Origin of the sequence: Streptomyces sp. NBC_01077 (assembly GCF_045162855.1) — a bacterium.
Lineage (GTDB): Bacteria > Actinomycetota > Actinomycetes > Streptomycetales > Streptomycetaceae > Streptomyces.
The window spans coordinates 5835782-5856430 of sequence record NZ_CP108669.1 but is presented as its reverse complement, the minus strand read 5'-3'; the positions used below and the strand labels follow the sequence as shown (position 1 = coordinate 5856430).

General features: G+C 71.7%; 17 protein-coding genes. 9 read left to right on the top strand and 8 right to left on the bottom strand.

All coding sequences use genetic code 11. The features are described 5' to 3' along the window. Window positions 1-133: 133 nt before the first annotated feature. A complete protein-coding gene (locus OG462_RS26655) occupies window positions 134-2503 on the bottom strand; it encodes a protein kinase domain-containing protein (protein ID WP_406061341.1) in 2370 nt (789 codons plus the stop codon). A 190-nt stretch (window positions 2504-2693) separates the two neighbouring features. Further along, window positions 2694-4400 carry a glycerol-3-phosphate dehydrogenase/oxidase gene (locus OG462_RS26650; RefSeq protein WP_406061339.1) on the bottom strand — a complete coding sequence of 569 codons (1707 nt, stop codon included), beginning with the start codon at window positions 4398-4400 and terminating at the stop codon, window positions 2694-2696. Between the two features lie 272 nt (window positions 4401-4672). Here OG462_RS26650 and OG462_RS26645 point away from each other — a divergent pair, with 272 nt between their 5' ends. Together OG462_RS26645 and OG462_RS26640 are read left to right on the top strand one after the other, a co-directional pair. Next, on the top strand, window positions 4673-5914 hold the full coding sequence (locus OG462_RS26645) for a nucleotide sugar dehydrogenase (RefSeq protein WP_406061337.1): 1242 nt from the start codon (window positions 4673-4675) through the stop codon (window positions 5912-5914). A gap of 116 nt (window positions 5915-6030) precedes the next feature. Further along, a complete protein-coding gene (locus OG462_RS26640) occupies window positions 6031-6519 on the top strand; it encodes a hypothetical protein (protein WP_406061336.1) in 489 nt (162 codons plus the stop codon). Between the two features lie 68 nt (window positions 6520-6587). Here OG462_RS26640 and OG462_RS26635 read toward each other — a convergent pair whose 3' ends face one another. The 4 genes from OG462_RS26635 to OG462_RS26620 form a co-directional block, all read right to left on the bottom strand. After that, complete coding sequence (locus OG462_RS26635) at window positions 6588-7712, bottom strand: GuaB3 family IMP dehydrogenase-related protein (protein ID WP_318208732.1); 1125 nt, start codon at window positions 7710-7712, stop codon at window positions 6588-6590. A gap of 106 nt (window positions 7713-7818) precedes the next feature. Continuing rightward, window positions 7819-9321 carry an IMP dehydrogenase gene (gene guaB, locus OG462_RS26630; RefSeq protein ID WP_056651095.1) on the bottom strand — a complete coding sequence of 501 codons (1503 nt, stop codon included), beginning with the start codon at window positions 9319-9321 and terminating at the stop codon, window positions 7819-7821. A gap of 168 nt (window positions 9322-9489) precedes the next feature. Then, complete coding sequence (locus OG462_RS26625) at window positions 9490-10092, bottom strand: sigma-70 family RNA polymerase sigma factor (RefSeq protein ID WP_056552247.1); 603 nt, start codon at window positions 10090-10092, stop codon at window positions 9490-9492. A 243-nt stretch (window positions 10093-10335) separates the two neighbouring features. Continuing rightward, window positions 10336-10947 (bottom strand): response regulator transcription factor, encoded by a 612-nt coding sequence (locus OG462_RS26620; RefSeq protein WP_003948568.1) that lies wholly within the window; start codon window positions 10945-10947, stop codon window positions 10336-10338. A 433-nt stretch (window positions 10948-11380) separates the two neighbouring features. Between OG462_RS26620 and OG462_RS26615 the strand changes: the two genes are divergently transcribed. After that, window positions 11381-11770 (top strand): WhiB family transcriptional regulator, encoded by a 390-nt coding sequence (locus OG462_RS26615; RefSeq protein WP_187623399.1) that lies wholly within the window; start codon window positions 11381-11383, stop codon window positions 11768-11770. A gap of 81 nt (window positions 11771-11851) precedes the next feature. Here OG462_RS26615 and OG462_RS26610 read toward each other — a convergent pair whose 3' ends face one another. Then, window positions 11852-12745, bottom strand: coding sequence for a LysR family transcriptional regulator (locus OG462_RS26610; RefSeq protein ID WP_406061333.1), 894 nt, complete (start codon window positions 12743-12745; stop codon window positions 11852-11854). 81 nt (window positions 12746-12826) lie between these two features. On the opposite strand from OG462_RS26610, the gene OG462_RS26605 reads away from it, so the two are divergent. Both OG462_RS26605 and OG462_RS26600 read left to right on the top strand, forming a co-directional pair. Then, window positions 12827-13501: an MOSC domain-containing protein gene (locus tag OG462_RS26605; protein ID WP_406061332.1), complete on the top strand. Its 675-nt coding sequence runs from the start codon at window positions 12827-12829 to the stop codon at window positions 13499-13501. Window positions 13502-13551: 50 nt separating this feature from the next. Beyond that, window positions 13552-14325: an SDR family NAD(P)-dependent oxidoreductase gene (locus OG462_RS26600; RefSeq protein ID WP_406061330.1), complete on the top strand. Its 774-nt coding sequence runs from the start codon at window positions 13552-13554 to the stop codon at window positions 14323-14325. An 18-nt stretch (window positions 14326-14343) separates the two neighbouring features. Here the strand turns inward: OG462_RS26600 and OG462_RS26595 are convergent, their stop codons facing one another. Next, complete coding sequence (locus OG462_RS26595; RefSeq protein WP_406061328.1) at window positions 14344-16191, bottom strand: DUF2264 domain-containing protein; 1848 nt, start codon at window positions 16189-16191, stop codon at window positions 14344-14346. A gap of 175 nt (window positions 16192-16366) precedes the next feature. On the opposite strand from OG462_RS26595, the gene OG462_RS26590 reads away from it, so the two are divergent. From OG462_RS26590 to OG462_RS26575, 4 genes are all read left to right on the top strand, one after another. Beyond that, a complete protein-coding gene (locus OG462_RS26590; RefSeq protein ID WP_406061326.1) occupies window positions 16367-17464 on the top strand; it encodes a substrate-binding domain-containing protein in 1098 nt (365 codons plus the stop codon). Between the two features lie 108 nt (window positions 17465-17572). Then, window positions 17573-18889, top strand: coding sequence for an ABC transporter substrate-binding protein (locus OG462_RS26585; protein WP_406061325.1), 1317 nt, complete (start codon window positions 17573-17575; stop codon window positions 18887-18889). 4 nt (window positions 18890-18893) lie between these two features. Next, window positions 18894-19793, top strand: coding sequence for a carbohydrate ABC transporter permease (locus OG462_RS26580; protein WP_406061323.1), 900 nt, complete (start codon window positions 18894-18896; stop codon window positions 19791-19793). Continuing rightward, complete coding sequence (locus OG462_RS26575; RefSeq protein ID WP_406061322.1) at window positions 19790-20644, top strand: carbohydrate ABC transporter permease; 855 nt, start codon at window positions 19790-19792, stop codon at window positions 20642-20644. The genes OG462_RS26580 and OG462_RS26575 overlap by 4 nt, the downstream gene beginning before the upstream one ends. Window positions 20645-20649: the final 5 nt, after the last annotated feature.

Sequence of the window (20649 nt, the reverse complement as noted above, 5' to 3'; positions counted from 1 at the left end):
CCCCCGTGGGCCCGCGGATCCCTCGGGATCGGGCGGGATCACGCGAGTCCGTCAATTCCGGTCCGGCACCGTGCAGTTATCGGCTCTGTTCGACTGCGTACGGTCCTCGAACCCTCACGATACGTCGCACGGGTCAGTCCTTGGGGCTGAACGTGGCGAACGCCGTCTCCCGCAGCGTCCGGCACTCCGCGCCGTTCCACTCCTCCGCCTTGCAGCTGATCATGATGGAGTAGCCGTGCTTGGCGTCCACCTTGAAGCCACGGTTGAGCACATGGACGCGCATGCCCTGCTGGGTGCGCTCGAACTCCCAGTCGGCGACGGTCGGGTAGCCCTTGTAGGAGACCGTCCTGATGCCGAAGTGCTTGTAGTTCTTGCTGGTGGCGGCCACGCCGATCTTGCCGAGCTCCCAGGCGCTCGCCGCGTCGTCCTTCGGGCTGGAGTTGAAGTCGACCTGGATGCGCGGGAAGCCGCCGCTCTCGCTGAATATCCCGCCGCCGCTGTAGCCCGGTATCGAACGGACCTTGAACGTCGAGGGCATCGCCATCGAGAAGTGGAAGCGGTCGTTGGTGACGAGGGTGTAGCCCGCGGGCAGCTGCGTACCCGAACCGCCGCCGGGCTTGCCGGACGGCGTGACGCCGTTGCCGTTCGACCCGCCCGTGGAGCCCGTGGAGCCCGTCGTGCCGTCGGTGCCCGTCGACCCGTCGGAGCCGGTGTCGCCGGGCTGCGCACCGCCCTGCTGGCCGGGTCCGCCGGGCGTCTGGCCCTTGCCGCCGTCGGAACCGCCGGAGCCACCGGAGTCGCCGGAGCCGTCACCGCCCGCCGAGGCGCCGGCCGAGGCCGTGGTGCCCCCGCTCTCCTTGCCCTGGTTGCCCTCGTCGCCACCGCCGAGGGAGACCGCGAGGATCGTCCCGAGCAGGGCGAGTACGGCGACCGCGGCGATGATCACCAAGGTGCGGCGCGGTACGACATCGGTCAGCGCCGCACGGGCCGGCGCGGGTCTGCCACCGCCCTGCTGCATCGCGGAGCCGGCTCCCGCCCCCGTCCTCGCCTTCGGCGCCGACGACGCCTTCGGCTCGGCCTTCACGGAGGCCGCCGCATTGCGTACGGACTTCAGGGCACCCCGCATCCGGTCGGCGGACGCGTCGGGCGCCTTGGCCCGGTCGGCCGCCGGGGTCACCGGTGCCTGCTCGGGGCGCGGCGGCAGCGGTACGACCCTGGTGACCTCGGGCGAGACCTCCGGCACGGTCTCGGTCGCGTCGAGCACGGCCCGGAGCAGGACGCGCGCGCGGGCGTCGTCGAGCCGCTGGGCGGGGTCCTTGGCGAGGAGGCCGTAGATGACCTTCTCCAGCTCGGGTCCCGCGTTCTTCGGCGGGTCGACCGGCTCGGTCATCACCGCCGTGAGGGTGGCGATGGCAGAACCCTTGTCGTACGGCGGGCTGCCCTCGACCGCCGCGTAGATCAGGCCACCGAGGGACCACATGTCGGCGGCGGGACCGGGCTTGTGGCCGCGGGCGCGCTCCGGGGAGATGTACGAGGGGGCGCCGACGAGCATGCCGGTGGAGGTGATCGAGGGGTCGCCCTCCACCTGGGCGATGCCGAAGTCGGTGAGGACGACGCGGCCGTCCTCGGCGATCAGCACGTTGGACGGCTTCACGTCGCGGTGCAGGATGCCCTCGCGGTGCGCCGAACGCAGCACGTCGAGGATGGCCAGGCCGACTTCGGCGGCGCGCCGGGGCGTGAGCGTGCCGTCCTCGCGGACGGCGTCGGCGAGGGACTTGCCCTCGATGAGCTCCATGACGATCCACGGACGGTCGTCCTCGTCGACGACGTCGTACACGGTCACGGCGCCGTTGTTGCGGATCCGGGCGATGGCCTTCGCCTCGCGCAGGGTCCGGGTGATGAGGCGACGCTTCTCGTCGTCGTCGATGCTGGTGGGGAAGCGGAGTTCCTTGACGGCGACGGTACGGCCGAGGGTCTCGTCGACCGCGCGCCACACGGTGCCCATGCCGCCGCGGCCGAGGACCGCGCCGAGCCGGTAGCGGCCGGAGAGCAGCCGTCCCTCGTTGGCCGGGGCCTTGCGCGCCCTGTCGCCGCCGGTGCCGCGCACGGAGCTCGGCGCCGACCGGCGGTCGTCGCTCTGGCCGTCACCGTCGCCCGCGCCGAACCCGGCCCGCCCGGTCGACGGCTCGGTCCCCCGCAGCCGCCCGGTGGACGCGTCCTGAACGTCCTTCACGTCCCGGACGCCCCGGGCATCCTGAACGTCCTTCACGTCCTGGACGCCCGAGCCCCGCGCGTCCTCCGGTTCCGCGGAGTCCGCGGGGGCAGCCGGTTCCCCGGCGTCCTCCGCACCCCGTGTGACCTGCGCGTCCTTGGTGTCCTTCGTGTCCCGCTCGGGCTCACGCGCGGCCGGGACCGCTCCTCGGTCGCCATCGGTCGAGGCCCCCGCGGCGGCGTCCCGCCCGGGGTCCTTCGCCGTGTCCCGCGACTGCTCCGCCTCCGACATGCGTCCCCTCTGCGATCCCTGATCTTCGCCGCGTCTGCCGCTTCCCGCGCGCTGCGGTAACCCGCCCTGGAAGAGAGGCCATTGTCCCTCACCTCCGGACGGGTGGCGCCCCCGGGTCCGTACTCCGGGATGACGACGCCCCGGGGCACCCCCCAGGTTCCCACCCGGCACGGGCGACCCGGTCGTTCTGTCAGATCGGCACGATGTCCGGCGCACCGAGTCGTGCGGCGTCCGCCGTCAGGTCGTCGGGCTGCCGCTGCGACTCGCGCTCCGCCTCGACCCGCTTGTCGTAGTGCTCGACCTCCTTCTCGATCTGGTGGTCGTCCCAGCCGAGGACCGGCGCCATCAGTTCCGCGCACTCGCGGGCGCTGAGCGTGCCCCGGTCGAAGGTCTCGATGGAGATTCTGGTCCGCCGGGTGAGGACGTCGTCGAGGTGCCGGGCGCCCTCGTGGGAGGCGGCGTAGACGATCTCGGCGCGCAGGTAGTCGTCGGCGGCCGGGAGCGGTTCGGCGAGCGTGGGGTCCTCGGCGATGAGGTCGAGGATCTGCTCCGTCAGGGAGCCGTACCGGTTGAGGAGATGCTCGACCCGGACGACGTGGAGGCCGGTGCGCGCGGCGATCCTGGCCCGCGCGTTCCACAGGGCCCGGTAGCCCTCGGCGCCGAGCAGCGGGATGTCCTCGGTGACGCAGGGGGCGACCCGCTGGTCGAGGCCGTGCACGGCCTCGTCGACGGCGTCCTTGGCCATGACCCGGTACGTCGTGTACTTGCCGCCGGCCACCACGACCAGGCCGGGGACCGGGTGGGCGACGGTGTGCTCGCGCGAGAGCTTGCTCGTGGCGTCGGACTCGCCGGCGAGCAGCGGACGCAGGCCCGCGTAGACGCCCTCGACGTCGTCCCGGGTGAGCGGGGTGGCGAGCACGGTGTTCACATGCTCCAGGAGGTAGTCGATGTCGGCGCTGGACGCGGCGGGGTGGGCCTTGTCGAGGTCCCATTCGGTGTCGGTGGTGCCGACGATCCAGTGGCGGCCCCAGGGGATCACGAAGAGCACGGACTTCTCGGTGCGCAGGATGAGCCCGGTGGTCGCGTGGATGCGGTCCTTGGGGACGACGAGGTGGATGCCCTTGGAGGCGCGGACGTGGAACTGGCCGCGCTCGCCGATGAGGGCCTGGGTGTCGTCGGTCCACACCCCGGTGGCGTTGACGATCTGCTTGGCCCTGATCTCGTACGCGACGCCGGCCTCGACGTCCTGGACGCGGGCGCCGACGACCCGCGCGCCCTCGCGCAGGAAGCCGATGACGCGGGCCCTGCTCGCGGCCAGGGCGCCGTAGGAGGCGGCGGTGCGCACGAGGGTGGTGACGAAGCGGGCGTCGTCCATCTGCGCGTCGTAGTACTGCAGGGCGCCGACGAGGGCGTCCTTCTTGAGGCAGGGGGCGACCCGCAGCGCACCGCGCCGGGAGAGGTGCCGGTGGACGGGGAGGCCGCGGCCGTGCCCGGAGGAGAGGGACATCGCGTCGTAGAGCGCGACGCCGGAGCCCGCGTAGAACCGCTCCCAGCCCTTGTGCTGGAGCGGGTAGAGGAAGGGGACCGGCTTCACCAGGTGGGGGGCGAGCCGCTCCAGGAGCAGTCCGCGCTCCTTGAGGGCCTCCCGGACCAGGGCGAAGTCCAGCATCTCCAGGTAGCGCAGGCCGCCGTGGATGAGCTTGCTGGACCGGCTGGAGGTGCCGGAGGCCCAGTCGCGGGCTTCGACGATGCCGGTGGAGAGCCCTCTCGTGACGGCGTCGAGGGCCGTCCCGGCGCCGACCACTCCGGCACCGACCACCAGCACGTCCAGCTCGCGCTCGGCCATGGCCGCGAGCGCTTCGGCGCGCTCGGCGGGTCCCAGTGTCGCTGTCCTCACGGCTTGCCTCCCGTCGTCCCCCGTCGTTCCCCGTCGCTCCAGCACGCGAACCGGGCCATGTGGTCCGGCTCACAGCTCGATTCTGGCCCTCGCGGGCGACTTCAGCCACCGCCTCGCCACCGACCTGTGGATAACACTCGGCGACCTTCGGCCTCACAATGCGGCATATCGGTCATATTTACGCCTAGTCTGACATTGCGCTCGACCCGTTCTGTCCACCGGGCTTGCGCGTCGCGTCCCCTCCGGCTACTGGGAAGGACGGCCCACCCTCCATGCCCGCTGACCTCGCCGTCATCGGCCTCGGCCACCACGGACTCCCCCTGGCCCAGGCCGCCACCGCCGCAGGCATCGACACCATCGGCTACGACACCGACCCCCGCCCCGTCGCCGAACTCGCCGCCGGCCGGTCCCCGGTCGACGGCTCCCTCACCGTCCCGGAGATCCGCCGGATGCTCTCGGGGGGCTTCCGGCCGACCGCCAACCCCGCCGAACTCGGCCGGGTCCGCACCGCCGTCCTCTGCGCCCCGGCCCCCCTCGGCCCCGACCACGCGCTCGACCTCACCGCCGTCACCGACGCAGCACGCGCGCTCGCCGCCCGGCTGCGCCCGCACACCACAGTCCTCCTCGAATCCCCGGTCCCGCCGGGCACCACCGAAGGCCTGCTCCGCGACCTCCTCGAAGCGGGCTCCGGCCTGCGCGCCGGACGCGACTTCCACCTCGCGTACTCCCCCGGCCGCCTCGACCCCGGCAGCCGTACGCACGGTTTCGCCGGCACCCCCAAGGTCATCGGCGGTCTCACCCCGGCCTGCACCGAAGCGGCGGCCGCCTTCTACGGCCGGCTCACCGACAAGGTGGTACGCGCGCGTGGCCCCCGCGAGGCGGAGACGGTCAAGCTCCTGGAGACCAACTTCCGGCACGTCAACATCGCCCTGGTCAACGAGATGGCGGTGCTCTGCCACGAACTCGGCGTCGACCTGTGGGACGTCATCCGCTGCGCCGAGACCAAGCCCTTCGGCTTCCAGGCCTTCCGCCCGGGACCGGGGGTCGGCGGTCACGGCGTCCCCGTCGACACCGTCGGCGCCCACCGGCCGCTGCGCCTCGTCGAACTCGCCGGCCAGGTCAACGAGCGCATGCCGCAGTACGTCGTCCAGCGCGCCGCCACCCTCCTCAACGAGCACGGCAAGTCGGCCCGCGGCGCCCGGATCCTGCTCCTCGGCATCACGTACAAGCCCGACCTCCCCGACCGTCAGGGCTCCCCCGCCGACGAGATCGCCCGCCGCCTGATGGACCTGGGCGCCGCCGTCAGCTACCACGACCCGCACGTCCCCGACTGGCGCGTCCGCGAGCTCCCCGTCCCCCGCGCGGACTCCCTCTACGAGGCCGCCGCCCACGCCGACCTGACGGTCCTGCTCCAGCACCACCGCACGTACGACCTCCAGGGCCTCGCGGTGAAGGCCCAGCTCCTGCTCGACACCCGGGGCGCCACGCCCACGGGCACGGCCCACCGTCTCTGACCTGCGCAGCCACCGACCAAAACTGTTGTGCCCCTGCCACAAGGGGGGTGCTAATCTCCGGGCCTCTCGTATGCACGTACGCGCGTGCCACTTCCGTCCCTGGGGGGATCCGCACCATGAGCCAGCCCGTTCCGCCGCCCGGCAACCCGTTCGCCGGGGGCGCCGCGCCCGAGCAGTACCCGGTCGCGCCGCCGCCGGCGCCCGCCCGTGACAACGTCGCCCTCGGCCTGGTCGCCGCGGTCGTCGCCGCCCTCGTGTCGGCCGGCGTATACGGCGCCGTCATCGGCGGCGTCGAGCGCGAGATCGGCTGGGCCGCCGTCGGCGTCGGCTTCCTCACCGGTCTCGCCGCCGGCAAGGTCGGCGGCCGCAACCCCGTCCTGCCGATCGCGAGCGCGGTGCTCGCCCTCGGCGCGGTCTACCTCGGCCAGCTCCTGGGCATCGCGATCCTCCTCTCCAAGGAGCTGGACGTCTCCGCGACGGAGCTCTTCTTCCAGGAGTTCGGCCTGCTCACCGAGGGCTGGAACGCGACCAAGGACGGGCTGACGTTCCTGTTCTTCGGCATCGCCGCCTTCGCCGCGTTCTCCGGCGCCAAGAAGGCCTCGTAGCCGTCGTACGTACGAGGAGGGGCCCCGCACCACCCGGTGCGGGGCCCCTTCGGCGTACAGGCGGGACGTCAGCGCTTGTGCTGGGAGTCCGCGACCGTGACCTCGACGCGCTGGAACTCCTTGAGCTCGCTGTAGCCCGTGGTGGCCATCGCGCGGCGCAGGGCGCCGAAGAAGTTCATCGAGCCGTCCGGGGTGTGCGACGGGCCCGCGAGGATCTCCTCGGTGGTGCCGACGATGCCCAGGTCGACGAGCTTGCCGCGCGGCACGTCCTCGTGGACGGCCTCCATGCCCCAGTGGTGGCCCTTGCCGGGCGCGTCCGTGGCGCGGGCCAGCGGGGAGCCGATCATGACCGCGTCGGCGCCGCAGGCGATCGCCTTCGGCAGGTCGCCGGACCAGCCGACACCGCCGTCGGCGATGACGTGCACGTACCGGCCGCCGGACTCGTCCATGTAGTCGCGGCGGGCCGCGGCCACGTCGGCGACCGCGGTCGCCATCGGGACCTGGATGCCCAGCACGTTGCGCGTGGTGTGCGCCGCGCCGCCGCCGAAGCCGACGAGGACACCCGCCGCGCCGGTGCGCATCAGGTGCAGGGCCGCGGTGTACGTGGCACAGCCGCCGACGATGACCGGGACGTCGAGCTCGTAGATGAACTGCTTCAGGTTCAGCGGCTCGGACGCGCCCGACACGTGCTCGGCGGAGACCGTCGTGCCGCGGATGACGAAGATGTCCACACCGGCGTCGACGACGGCCTTGGAGAACTGCGCGGTGCGCTGCGGGGAGAGCGCGGCGGCGGTGACGACACCGGAGTCGCGCACCTCCTTGATGCGCTGCCCGATCAGCTCTTCCTTGATCGGGGCCGCGTAGATCTCCTGCAGACGGCGGGTGGCGGCCGCCTCGTCCAGCTCGGCGATCTCGTCGAGCAGCGGCTGCGGGTCCTCGTACCGGGTCCAGAGACCCTCCAGGTTCAGGACACCCAGGCCGCCCAGCTCGCCGATGCGGATCGCGGTCTGCGGCGATACGACCGAGTCCATGGGGGCGGCCAGGAACGGGAGCTCGAAGCGGTAGGCATCGATCTGCCAGGCGATCGAGACCTCCTTCGGGTCCCGGGTGCGCCGGCTCGGAACGACGGCGATGTCGTCGAACGCGTACGCCCTGCGGCCGCGCTTGCCGCGCCCGATCTCGATCTCAGTCACGATGTGTGGCCTTTCCCTCTACGTCTGCGCCTACCAGTATCCCCGACACAAGCGTGAGGGGCGGCTCCGGCCACATGCCGGAACCGCCCCCACGCGTCGCGCTGTGTTACTTCCTGCTGTAGTTCGGCGCCTCGACCGTCATCTGGATGTCGTGCGGGTGGCTCTCCTTGAGGCCCGCAGAGGTGATCCGGACGAAGCGGCCCTTGGACTCCATCTCCTCGATGGTGGCCGCGCCCACGTAGCCCATGGTCTGGCGAAGACCGCCGACGAGCTGGTGCAGGACGTTGGCCAGGGGGCCGCGGTAGGGCACCTGGCCCTCGATGCCCTCGGGCACGAGCTTGTCGTCCGAGGCCACCTCGGCCTGGAAGTAGCGGTCCTTCGAGTACGACCGGCCCTGGCCGCGGGACTGCATCGCGCCGAGCGAGCCCATGCCGCGGTAGGACTTGAACTGCTTGCCGTTGATGAACTGCAGCTCGCCCGGGGACTCCTCGCACCCGGCGAGCAGGCTGCCCAGCATGACCGTGTCGGCGCCGGCGGCGAGCGCCTTGCCGATGTCGCCGGAGTACTGCAGGCCGCCGTCGCCGATGACCGGGACGCCGGCCGCGCGGGCGGCGAGCGCCGCCTCGTAGATGGCCGTGACCTGCGGGACGCCGATGCCGGCGACGACGCGGGTGGTGCAGATGGAGCCGGGGCCGACGCCGACCTTGACGCCGTCGACACCGGCGTCGATCAGGGCCTGCGCGCCGTCACGCGTCGCGACGTTGCCGCCGATGACGTCGACGCCGACGCTGGACTTGATCTTCGCCATCCAGTTCAGCGCGTTGCTGTTGTGGCCGTGCGACGTGTCGACGATCAGGAAGTCGACGCCCGCCGCGGCCAGGCCCTGCGCACGCTCCAGCGCCTCGGGGCTGGCACCGACGGCCGCGCCGACGAGCAGCCGGCCCTCGGCGTCCTTGGCCGCGTGCGGGTACTTCTCGGCCTTGACGAAGTCCTTGACCGTGATGAGGCCCTTGAGGATGCCGGACTCGTCGACGAGCGGCAGCTTCTCGATCTTGTGGCGGCGCAGCAGCTCCATGGCGTCGACGCCGGAGATGCCGACCTTGCCGGTGACGAGCGGCATCGGGGTCATGACCTCGCGCACCTGGCGGCTGCGGTCCGACTCGAAGGCCATGTCACGGTTGGTGACGATGCCGAGCAGCTTGCCCGCCGGGTCGGTCACCGGGACGCCGCTGATGCGGAACTTGGCGCACAGTGCGTCGGCCTCGGCCAGCGTCGCGTCCGGGTGCACGGTGATCGGGTCGGTCACCATGCCGGACTCGGAGCGCTTCACGAGGTCGACCTGGTTGACCTGGTCCTCGATCGACAGGTTGCGGTGCAGCACGCCCACGCCACCCTGCCGCGCCATGGCGATGGCCATGCGGGACTCGGTGACCTTGTCCATCGCCGCCGACAGCAGCGGAATGTTCACGCGCACGTTGCGGGAGATGCGGGACGAGGTGTCGACCGCGTTCGGGAGGACCTCGGACGCGCCCGGCAGCAGCAGCACGTCGTCGTAGGTCAGCCCGAGTGTCGCGAATTTCTCGGGCACTCCGTCGACGTATGCAGTCATGACACCTTCCCCAAATGGCCTTGATCGGTGCGGATGTCCATGCTAACGGGCCGAAGCGGTGTCTCATTCCACGATCAAGATCAGCCGCAAGCTTTGGACATTCACACGTGTACGAAAGGGCCGAAAGGCCCCGGCAACACTTACTGGTCGGCTAACGCCGCTCCCTGACTACTGCTCCGCCAGCGCCCTGAGCCGGCTGAGCGCGCGGTGCTGCGCGACCCGGACGGCCCCGGGGGACATCCCGAGCATCTGCCCGGTCTCCTCGGCGGTCAGTCCGACCGCGACACGGAGCACGAGCAGTTCGCGCTGGTTCTCCGGGAGGTTGGCGAGCAGCTTCTTGGCCCACTCGGCGTCGTCGCTGAGGAGCGCGCGCTCCTCGGGGCCGAGGGAGTCGTCGGGCCGCTCGGGCATCTCGTCGGAGGGGACGGCCGTGGACCCGGGGTGCCGCATGGCGGCCCGCTGGAGGTCGGCGACCTTGTGTCCGGCGATGGCGAAGACGAAGGCCTCGAAGGGCCTGCCCGTGTCCTTGTAGCGCGGCAGCGCCATCAGGACGGCGACGCAGACCTCCTGGGCCAGGTCCTCGACGAAGTGCCGGGCGTCGCCCGGCAGCCGGTTGAGGCGGGTGCGGCAGTACCGCAGCGCGAGCGGGTGCACCCGTGCGAGCAGGTCGTGCGTCGCCTGGGCGTCGCCCTCGACCGCGCGGCGGACGAGCGCGCCGATCTCCCCCTGCCCGGCAGGCATGGGGGACCCCACGGTCTCGTCGTCGCGCATCGCTCCATGGTGCCCCGACGCCTCGGCGTTCGCGGCACCGCGTCCGTAGTTGTGCACCGAAGCGTTATGAGCAGGTGCGCCGGAACTCATCTCCCGCGCCCTCCCCTCCCGCTCGATCGACTCGTCCCCGAGGAACTCCACATCTCAAGGATGCGGCATTCCGCGGGGAAGTGACACAAGCCCGCCCCGTCCACCCCACGACGGACGCGGGTGAGGACGGGGAGGTGGCCGGTGACCTGCGATTCAGCGGACCAGGCCCCAGCGGAATCCGAGGGCGACCGCGTGCGCCCGGTCCGATGCGCCCAGCTTCTTGAAGAGACGCCGGGCGTGGGTCTTGACGGTGTCCTCGGAGAGGAAGAGCTCGCGCCCGATCTCCGCGTTGGACCGGCCGTGGCTCATGCCCTCGAGGACCTGGATCTCGCGCGCGGTGAGGGTGGGCGCTGCGCCCATCTCGGCCGAACGGAGCCGGCGCGGGGCGAGCCGCCAGGTCGGGTCGGCCAGTGCCTGGGTGACGGTGGCCCGCAGCTCGGCGCGCGAGGCGTCCTTGTGCAGATAGCCACGGGCACCCGCGGCGACCGCGAGGGCGACGCCGTCGAGGTCCTCGGCGACCGTGAGCATGATGATGCGGGCGCCGGGGTCCGCGGAGAGCAGCCGGCGGACGGTCTCCACGCCGCCCAGACCGGGCATGCGTACGTCCATCAGAATCAGGTCCGAGCGGTCCGCGCCCCAGCGGCGGAGGACTTCCTCGCCGTTGGCCGCGGTGGTCACGCGCTCGACGCCGGGCACGGTCGCGACCGCGCGGCGGAGCGCCTCTCGGGCAAGCGGGGAGTCGTCGCAGACGAGAACCGATGTCATGCCTGACCTCCACGGCTCTCGCAGCTGTAGCGCGTCACCTTGAGCCTCCAGGGCTGTACGTAATCGTCACCTGTGCGATTGACGCTCTCGGACACCTGCCCGATCGCTTGTTCCTTCAACCGCCTCCGCACTCTCAACGACGGTCACTCGAAAGAGTTACGGGTCGGACGGCGGCTTCGGCACTCTACGTGAGGGGTCGTGCGCGGAGGAGTGCGACGCGCACCTTCTGTCCATCATCGAAAGCTATGCCCCATTTAGCGGGTTTTCTTCCCTTTTCGCAGTGTCTGTGGCTAGATTCGCAATGAGTCATATTTACATCTACTTAGACAGTAGGTGTACCGACCCGGACCCGTCGGGGCCCCGAGGAGCCCCGGCCATCAGCCATCCACCCGCCCACCTATCCGTTCGACACGGTTTCAAGGGGACAAGCGCTATGGCAGATTTCTCCCGCCTTCCCGGACCCAACGCCGATCTGTGGGACTGGCAACTGCTCGCGGCCTGCCGCGGAGTCGACAGCTCCCTGTTCTTCCACCCCGAGGGAGAGCGCGGCGCGGCACGGAGTGCGCGTGAGAACTCGGCGAAAGAGGTCTGCATGCGGTGCCCGGTGCGCGCGGAGTGCGCGGCACACGCACTCGCCGTGCGGGAGCCCTACGGCGTATGGGGCGGCCTCACCGAGGACGAACGCGAAGAGCTCATGGGACGCGCGCGCAATCGCCTGATCACAGCGGCGCCGACAACCGCGTCGGTCGCGTCCGCGGCTTCCGTGACATCCATGACGACATCGGCGTCGGCAGCAGGCCGGCCGATTGTGGAGCGCATGTGAAGGAACGTTTCCTCACCTAAGCATCGAACAACCGGAGCTCATCGAACACCGGAGCCGCGCCCACGCGCGCGTGGCGGCGTCCTACGCGCGCGTGGCGGCCCGGGTCAGTTCGTCGAGCGTGGCGGCGACCGCCGGGACCTGCGCCAGGTCGGGCAGCGTCAGGGCCACGATCTCCCGCTCGACAGCGGGCTCCACGGCCACGGTCCGCGCCCCCCTGGGCCGTACGGACTCGATGGCCAGCTCCGGCAGGACCGCCACGCCCAGACCGGCGCCGACCAGGCCCACCACGGCCGGGTAGTCGTCGGTGGCGAAGTCGATACGGGGGGTGAAGCCCGCCTCCTCGCAGACGTCCACGAGCTGACGGCGGCAGCGCGGGCAGCCCGCGATCCAGGACTCGTCGGCCAGTTCGGCGATGCCCACGGACCCGGCCCCGGCGAGCCGGTGCCCCTCGGGGACCAGGCCCACCAGGCGGTCGGCCAGGATCGGCCGGACGACCAGGTCGTCCCACTCGGCCTGCCCGGCGCCGTACCGGAAGGCGAGGGCCACGTCGCAGTCGCCCTCGCGGAGCATCTCGATCGAGCGCGGCGGTTCGGCCTCGACGAGCGAGACGCGGGTGCCGGGGTGCGCGGCCCGCAGCGAGGCGAGTGCGGTGGGGACGAGCGTGGAGCTGCCGCTGGGGAAGGACACCAGGCGGACCCTGCCGGCACGGAGCCCGGCGATCGCGGCGACCTCCTCCTCGGCGGCGGTGAGCCCGGCGAGGATGCCGGAGGCGTGGCGGACCAGGACCTCACCGGCCTCGGTGAGGCGCATCTCGCGGCCCGTACGGATCAGCAGCGGCGTGCCGGCGGAGGCTTCGAGGGCCTTCATCTGCTGACTGACGGCGGGCTGGGTGCAGCCGAGTTCGCGCGCGGCGGCCGAGAAGGAGCCGGTGGCGGCGACGGCGCGCAGGACGCGGAGATGGCGTGCCTCGATCATGCGTTCCAGCATAAGCGAATCTTGGGTGAAGTCCCACATTTTCGCCCGCGGCTTTGAGATGCGTGCCCGTAAAGTGCCCACATGACCTTGCTGAGTGTGAATGTGGGCCGCGCCAAGGCCGTGGACTACACCGACGCCGCCTCCGGCCTGACCGCCATCGACAAGCGCCCCGTCGAGGGACCGGTCCGGATCGAGGCGCCCGGGGCGCCCGGCGTCGGGAAGAGCGGGCTCGCCGGGGACACGGTCTGCGACCTGCGCTTCCACGGCGGCGACGACCGGGCCGCGTACGCCTTCGCACGCGAGGACCTGGACCGGTGGGAGCGGGAGCTCGGCCGCCCGCTCGCCGACGGCTCCTTCGGCGAGAACCTCACCACCCGCGGCCTCGACGTGAACGGGGCTCTGATCGGCGAGCGCTGGCGGATCGGCGAGGACGTCGTCCTGGAGGTCACGGGCGGCCGCATCCCCTGCCGTACGTTCGCGGGCTTCGTGGAGGAGAAGGGCTGGGTCAAGCGGTTCACCCGGTCCGAGGCCGGTCCCGGCGCGCTGCTGCGGGTGATCGTGCCGGGCGAGATCCGCGCCGGCGACCCGATCGCGGTCGTCCACCGGCCCGACCACGACATCACCGTCGCACTGCTCCACCGCGCCGCGACCGTCGAACGCACCCTGCTGCCCCGCACGTTGGTCGCCGCCGAGTGGATGGAGTCGGGGCTCCTCGCGCTCGCACGCCAGTACACGGAGAAGTACGCGCGCGCGTAGTCGCCGGTACGCGGACAAGGACGCCTCCGGCGGGGCACTACCGTGCCCGTATGACGACTGCACTGATTACGGGAGCCACCGCGGGCATCGGGGCCGCCTTCGCACGGAGACTCGCGGCGGACGGCCACGATGTCGTGCTCGTGGCCCGGGACATGAAGCGGCTCCGTGAGCAGGCGACCGAGCTGCACGACCGGCACGGCATCGAGGCCGAGGTGCTCGCGGCGGACCTCGCCGAGGAGAAGGGCATCGCCGCCGTCGAGGCCCGGCTCTCGGACCCGAAGCAGCCGGTGGACATGCTCGTGAACAACGCCGGCTTCGGCAACAAGGGCCGCTTCCTCGAAGTGTCCATGGCCGACGAGCTGAAGATGCTCACGGTGCACTGCGAGGCGGTGCTGCGACTGTCCTCGGCCGCCGCCGCCTCGATGAAGGAGCGCCACCGGGGCGCGGTCGTGAACGTCGCCTCGGTGGCGGCCTTCGTGCCCCGCGGCACGTACGGGGCGTCGAAGGCCTGGGTCGTGCAGTTCACCCAGGGCGCGGCGCGGGATCTGGCGGGCAGCGGCGTACGGCTGATGGCGCTCTGCCCCGGCTTCGTACGGACCGAGTTCCACGAGCGGGCCGGGATGGGGACGGACAACATCCCGGGCTGGATGTGGCTCGACGCGGACAAACTGGTGACGGCGGCCCTCGCGGACCTGGAGCGCGGGAAGACGCTGTCGATCCCCGACCCCCGCTACAAGGCCCTCATGGGTGTCGTGAAGCTTGCGCCGCGCGGCCTGCTGGGCGGGGTCTCCTCCAAGGCGGGACGCAAGTACGGGCCGAAGTAGCAGGCGCGTACGTCCGGTTCACGGCGACTCGTCCTCCTGCGTGTCCTCCGTCGCGTCCTCCAGCACGTCGAGGTCCAGTCGCGCGGTGGCGCCGTTCCGCCATGTCACGTGGAGCGTGTGGCCGGTGACCCGGACGGCCGCGAGGTCGGCGACGGGGGCCGGGGCGGGCTCGGCGGTGAGGGAGGCGAGGGCGACGAAGAGGGTGGCCGGGCCGCTCGCGGTGCCGTGCAGCGTCAGGGTCCGGCTGTCGGGGCCCTGAAGGGTTTCCCCGGTGGGGAGTTCGGTGGCTTCGCGGTCCGTGGGATAGCCGTGGACCGGGTGGAGCTGGGCGTGCGGCCCGCCGGGGGTGGTGGCCCAGCCGGTCTGCCGTACGGGAGTCCCCTCCGGGGCGCCGAGGACGAGGTGGGCGCGGACCTCGGCGCGGCCGTGGGCGAGGGTCGCGGAGAGGATCCGGACGCCGGGGTACGGGGTGTGCCGGGAGGCGGCCCAGCCCGGGCCCGTGCCGGCGGGGGTGGCGGGGCCCCGGGTGGTGGGCCTCCCCTCGACGATCAGCGCGAAGTGGTTGTCGGCGGGGGCCGGTCCGTCGGTGGGTCCGGTACGGGTCGCGTACGCGTGGCGGGCGTAGCCGGGGTCGTCCCCGGCAGCCTCGGCGCTGTGCACATGGTTGCTGCCGTGGTTGTGGAGGCGTACGAGTCCGTCGACCGCGGTGGTCTGGACGAGCAGCCCGGCAGGGGCGAAGGGGCGGACGGTGTCGGCGCGTTCGGCCGGCAGGGGTTCCTCGGGGTCGGTCCAGGCGGGGTGGTCGGCGGGCAGGAGGAGGCCGAGGAAACCCTTGGACGCCCAGTACGGGGAGCCGGGGCCCGAGTACTCCTGGACCAGGGGCGCGTACGGGCCGTGCCAGCCGAGGGTGAGGAGCCCGTTCGCGTCGGTGGCACCGCGGTCGAGGAAGTACCGCAGGGTGCCGGAGGCGAGACGGCGGGTGGCGCCGGGGGTGAGCGGGGTGTGTCCGGTGAGCGTGCCGAGCCAGGGTGCGGCGGCCGCGGCGAAGCGGTAGATCAGGGACCGCCCGTACGGGAGAGGGGCGCCGTTGGCGTCGAAGAGGTGGACGTAGGCGTCGAGATGGGCGCGCAGGCGGGGCCCGTACCGGTCGAGGAGCTCCCGGTCTCCGGCGAGGTGGGCGTGGAGGACCGGGTAGAAGTGCAGGGCCCAGGCGTTGTAGTGGTCGAAGGCGCGGTTGTCGCCGTCGCTGTACCAGCCGTCGCCGAGGTACCAGTCCTCGATCCGGGCGAGGGAGCGGTCGACGGTGGCGGCGGCCCGGTCGGTGTCGACGCCCACGTCCTGGAGGAAGCCGGCGACGGTGAGGCCGAAGAGCCACCAGTTGTTGTCGACGGGGGACGGGGCGAGGGCGGGACGGAGCCAGTCGACGACCTGGTGGCGGGTGCGGTCGTCGAGCCGGTCCCAGAGCCAGGGGCGGGTGAGGCGGAGGCCGAGGGCGACGGAGGCTGCTTCGACGATCGCCTGGCGGGTGTCGGTGGTGAGGGGCCAGGAGTCCGCGTCCTCACGTCCCGGCTTCCCGGTCCCGGCGGCGATGCCTTCGGCGTACCGGGAGAGGTGGTCGTGCGGGTCGGCTCCCTGCCCGCCCGCGACCCGGAGCGCCGCGAGGAGGAAGGTGCGGGCCCAGCCCTCCAGGCCGTCGGAGCGGGCTCCGGACCAGCTGGGGCGGGGTCCCGGCAGGTCGATCAGTCCGTGGCGCGGGGAGGCGAACGGTCGTACGGCCAGGAGGAGTCGGTCGGCCGTGGTCTCCCAGTGGGCACGGGTCCAGCCCGTGTACGGGCTGAGCTCACGGTTCTCGGGCGGCGTGGGCATGATGCTCCCTGAGGCTCCCAGCGGTGACGACTGCGTCGCCGGGAATCCTGAACAGGCTCCGATCGAACGTCAAGAGATTCGGAGCGAATGATCGAATTTCCTTCCGTTCGATCATTCGGGGCCGAGTGTGATCTAAGGTCGGGGAACCACCACCACCGCGAGGGGGAACTGCGCCGTGCGCGAGAGTGCTGCCGAACGACACGACCGACTGCTGGCCCTGGTGCGCGAGCGCGGCACCGCCCGCGTCGCCGAACTGGCCGAGCGGCTCGGGGTCTCCCCCGTCACCGCCCGCCGGGACGTCGAACTCCTGGCCGGCCGGGGCCTGCTCGACCGGGTGCACGGCCAGGTGTCCTGGCCCGAGCGCCGGGGCGCCCCGGGCGGCGCACGGTCCGGCGAGGGCCTGGTCCTCGGCCTGCTGGCCCCCTCCGCCACGTACTACTTCGCCGAGGTCATCCGGGGCGCGCACGAGGCGGCCGCCCGCGCCGGCGCCCGGCTCGTCCTGCGCGTCTCGGACTACCGGCCGGAGGAGGACAGGGCCCGCACCGAGGGGCTGCTCGCGGCCGGCGCCGAGGGCGTCCTCGTCGCCCCCGGCTGGCGGGGGCCCGAGGACCAGCGCGCGTACGGGGACTGGCTGGCCGAACTCCCCGTGCCGGCCGTGCTCCTGGAGCGCCGCGCCGAACCCGGCAGCCCGCTCGACGGCCTCGACCGGGTCGCCTCCGACCACAGCCACGGCGTCCTGCTCGCCCTGCGCCACCTGCTCGCCCTCGGCCACGCGACCCCGCTGCTCGTGGCGCGCCGGGACTCGCCGACCGCGCTCGCGGTACGCGCCGGGTACGCCGAGGCACTGGGCACCCTGGGCCTGACGGAGCCGCGGCCGGTCATCGACTCCGTACCGGCGGAGGCGGATCCGGAGGGCTTCGAGCGGGCGGTACGGGCGCTGCACGAGGCGGTCGCCTCCGGCCTGGCGAGCGCGGCCCTGGTGCACAACGACGTGGACGCGATCGAGATCGTGCAGCGTCTCGCCGAGCTGGGCGTGCGGGTGCCGCAGGACCTTGCCCTGATCGCGTACGACGACGAGGTCGCCGCACTCGCCGACACCCCGCTGACGGCGGTCGCGCCGCCGAAGCGGCAGGTGGGGCGGCACGCCACCGAACTCCTGGTGGAGCGACTCACCGAGAGCGGGGCGGGCGCGGACGAGGACGCGGCGCGGCGCCATCTGGGGCTGCTGCCGCGGCTGCGGGTACGGGACTCGTGCGGGGCGCGCACGACGTAACTATGTGATCTTTTTTCGATCAATCAATCTTTCGCTCTTGACTTCGGTCATGAACGGTCACAGGATCACGGCCACAACCTCCCCGCCGCCGCCCTCAGGAGTCGTGCCGTGACCCGTAGTTGGAGCAGAACGTCCCGTGTCATAGCCGGCACCGCCACCGCCCTCGCCGTTCTCACGGCCTGCGGCGGCGGCGGTGACGACACCGCGAACAAGCCGAACGGGCCCGTGACCATCACCTTCTGGGGCTGGGCCAAGGGCTCCAAGGACGTCGTCGACGCCTTCAACGCCTCCCACACCGACATCCAGGTGAAGTTCGAGGAGATCCCCTCCGGCACCGCCGGCGGCTACGCCAAGATCTCCAACGCCGTGAAGGCCGGCAACGCCCCCGACCTCGTCTCCATCGAGTACGCCTCGCTCCCCGAGTTCGTCAGCTCCGGCGCCCTCCAGGACATCGGCGGCGAGTTCACCGAGGCCGAGCGCGCCAAGCTGCTCCCGCAGACCGTCGAACTCACCACCCTCGGCGGCAAGTCCTGGGCCGTCCCCTTCGACGCCGCCCCGCAGGCCTTCTTCTACCGCAAGGACCTCTTCGCGCAGTACAAGGTCCAGGTCCCCACCACCTGGGACGACTTCAAGAAGGCCGCCGAGCAGGTCAAGAAGGCCGACGCCAAGGCCCGTATCGCCACCTTCTTCCCCGACGACCCGACGACCTTCGAGGCCATGGCCTGGCAGGCCGGAGCCCAGTGGTTCAAGGCCGAGAACGACACCTGGAAGATCAACACCACCGACGCGGCCACCACCAAGGTCGCCACCTACTGGCAGGGCCTCCTCGACGCCGGGCTCGTCCACAAGAACGCCTCCTTCAGCCCCGAGTGGACCGGCTCCCTCAAGAACGGCACCACCATCGGCTACCTCGGCGCCTCCTGGGGCGCGGGCGTCCTCAAGGGCACCCTGCCCGAGCAGAACGGCAAGTGGGCCGTCGCCCCCATGCCCAGCTGGGACGGCAAGCCCGCCAGCGGCATGCTCGGCGGCACCTCCTTCGCCGTGACCAAGGACAGCAAGCAGAAGGCCGCGGCCGTCACCTTCGCCGAGTGGATGTCCACCACCGAGGACGGCGTCAAGGCCCGCATCGCCTCCGGCACCTCCTCCGCCTTCCCGGCCGCCACCGCGCTGCGCCCCGTCGCCAAGAAGGCCTTCGACGCCGGCTACTACGGCGGCCAGGACATCTACGCCCTCTTCGAGGCAGCGGGCGCGTCCATCAGCCCGAACTGGGCCTGGGGCCCGACCAGCGGCACCACCAACACCACCATCAAGGACCACTTCGGCAAGATCACCCAGGGCGGCCCCGGCATCGCCGACGCCGTCAAGGCCGGTCACGACGCCACCGTCGCCGAACTCACCAAGCGCGGCCTGAAGGTCGAGGGCTGACCGGATGAAGGCCCGCACCCGCGCCGCCACGATCCTGCTGACCCCCTTCTTCCTGCTGTTCACCCTGGTGATGGTGGTGCCGATCGGATACGCGGTCTGGCTCAGCCTCTTCACCGAGAAACAGTCCGGACTGGGCTTCGGCGGCACCGAGACCGTCTTCACCGGCCTCGACAACTACACCGCGGCGCTGGGTGACCGGGCCTTCCGCGAGGGCTTCGGCGTCCTGCTCGGATACTGCCTGCTCTACATCCCGCTGCTGCTCGCCGGAGCCCTCGGCCTCGCCCTCCTGCTCGACTCGGCGCTCGCCCGCGCCCGCCGCTTCTTCCAGCTCGCGCTCTTCCTGCCGCACGCCGTCCCCGGCATCATCGCCGCGCTGATCTGGGTCTACCTCTACACGCCCCAACTCAGCCCGGTCGTCCAGGCCATGGAGGCCGGAGGCATCGGCTTCGACTTCTTCTCCCCCGAAGGCGCCCTGCCCTCCGTGGTCAACATCGCCCTGTGGGAGTGGCTCGGCTACAACATGGTCATCTTCTACGCGGCCCTCCAGGCCATCGACCGCTCCGTCCTCGAAGCGGCCACCGTCGACGGGGCCGGCGCCTGGCGCATCGCCTTCTCCGTCAAGGTCCCGCTCGTCAAGGCCTCGCTCGCGATGGTCGGCCTCTTCACGATCATCGGCTCCCTCCAGCTCTTCACCGAGCCGCTGATCCTCAACAAGGGCACCGGCTCCGCCGTCACCTCCACCTGGACGCCGAACATGTACGCCTACACCGCGGCCTTCGACCGCAACGACTACGGGCTCGCCGCGGCGGCGTCCGTACTCCTCGCCCTCACGGCGGCACTGCTGTCGTTCGCGGTGACGCGGCTGACGGGCCGCCGGGCGGCCCGGAAGGAGCGCACGGCATGAGCAAGCCCCGCACCGGCACCGTCTGGCTCTCCAAGGCGGCCGTCAACGGCGCCCTCGTCCTCGCCGTCGTCTACATGCTCTTCCCGCTGGTCTGGCTGCTCACGGCCGCCACCAAGGACGCCGGCGGCCTCCTCGCCGGAAACGCCTTCTCCTTCGAGGGCTTCGACCTGGGCGGCAACCTCACCCGGCTCGCCGAGTACAACGACGGCATCTACTTCCACTGGTACCTGAACAGCCTGCTCTACGCCGGACTCGGCGCCCTCGCCTGCTCGTTCGTCAGCGTCGCCGCCGGATACGCCTTCCACGTCTACGACTTCCGGGGCAAGGAGAAGCTCTTCGGCCTCGTCCTCCTGGGCGTGCTCGTCCCCACCACCGCGCTCGCCCTGCCGATGTACCTGCTGGCCAGTGAGGTCGGCGTCGTCAACACCTACTGGGCCGTCCTGATCCCCGTCCTCGTCAACCCCTTCGGCGTCTACCTGTCCCGGGTCTTCTGCGCCGGCTACATCCCCGACGAGGCCCTGGAGGCAGCCCGTATCGACGGGGCGGGCGAACTGCGCGTCTTCTGGTCCATCGGTCTGCGCATGGTCATGCCCGGCTTCGTGACCGTCTTCCTCTTCCAGTTCACCGCCGTCTGGAACAACTTCTTCCTCCCCCTGGTGATGTTGTCGGACCAGAAGCTCTACCCGCTCAGCCTCGGCCTGTACGCGTGGAACAGCAACGCCCACGCCGAACCCGACTTCTACCCCCTCGTCGTCACCGGATCCCTGCTCGCCGTCGTCCCCCTCGTCGTCGCCTTCGTCTCCCTCCAGCGCCACTGGAAGGCCGGTCTGACGGCCGGCAGCGTCAAGTGAGGAGC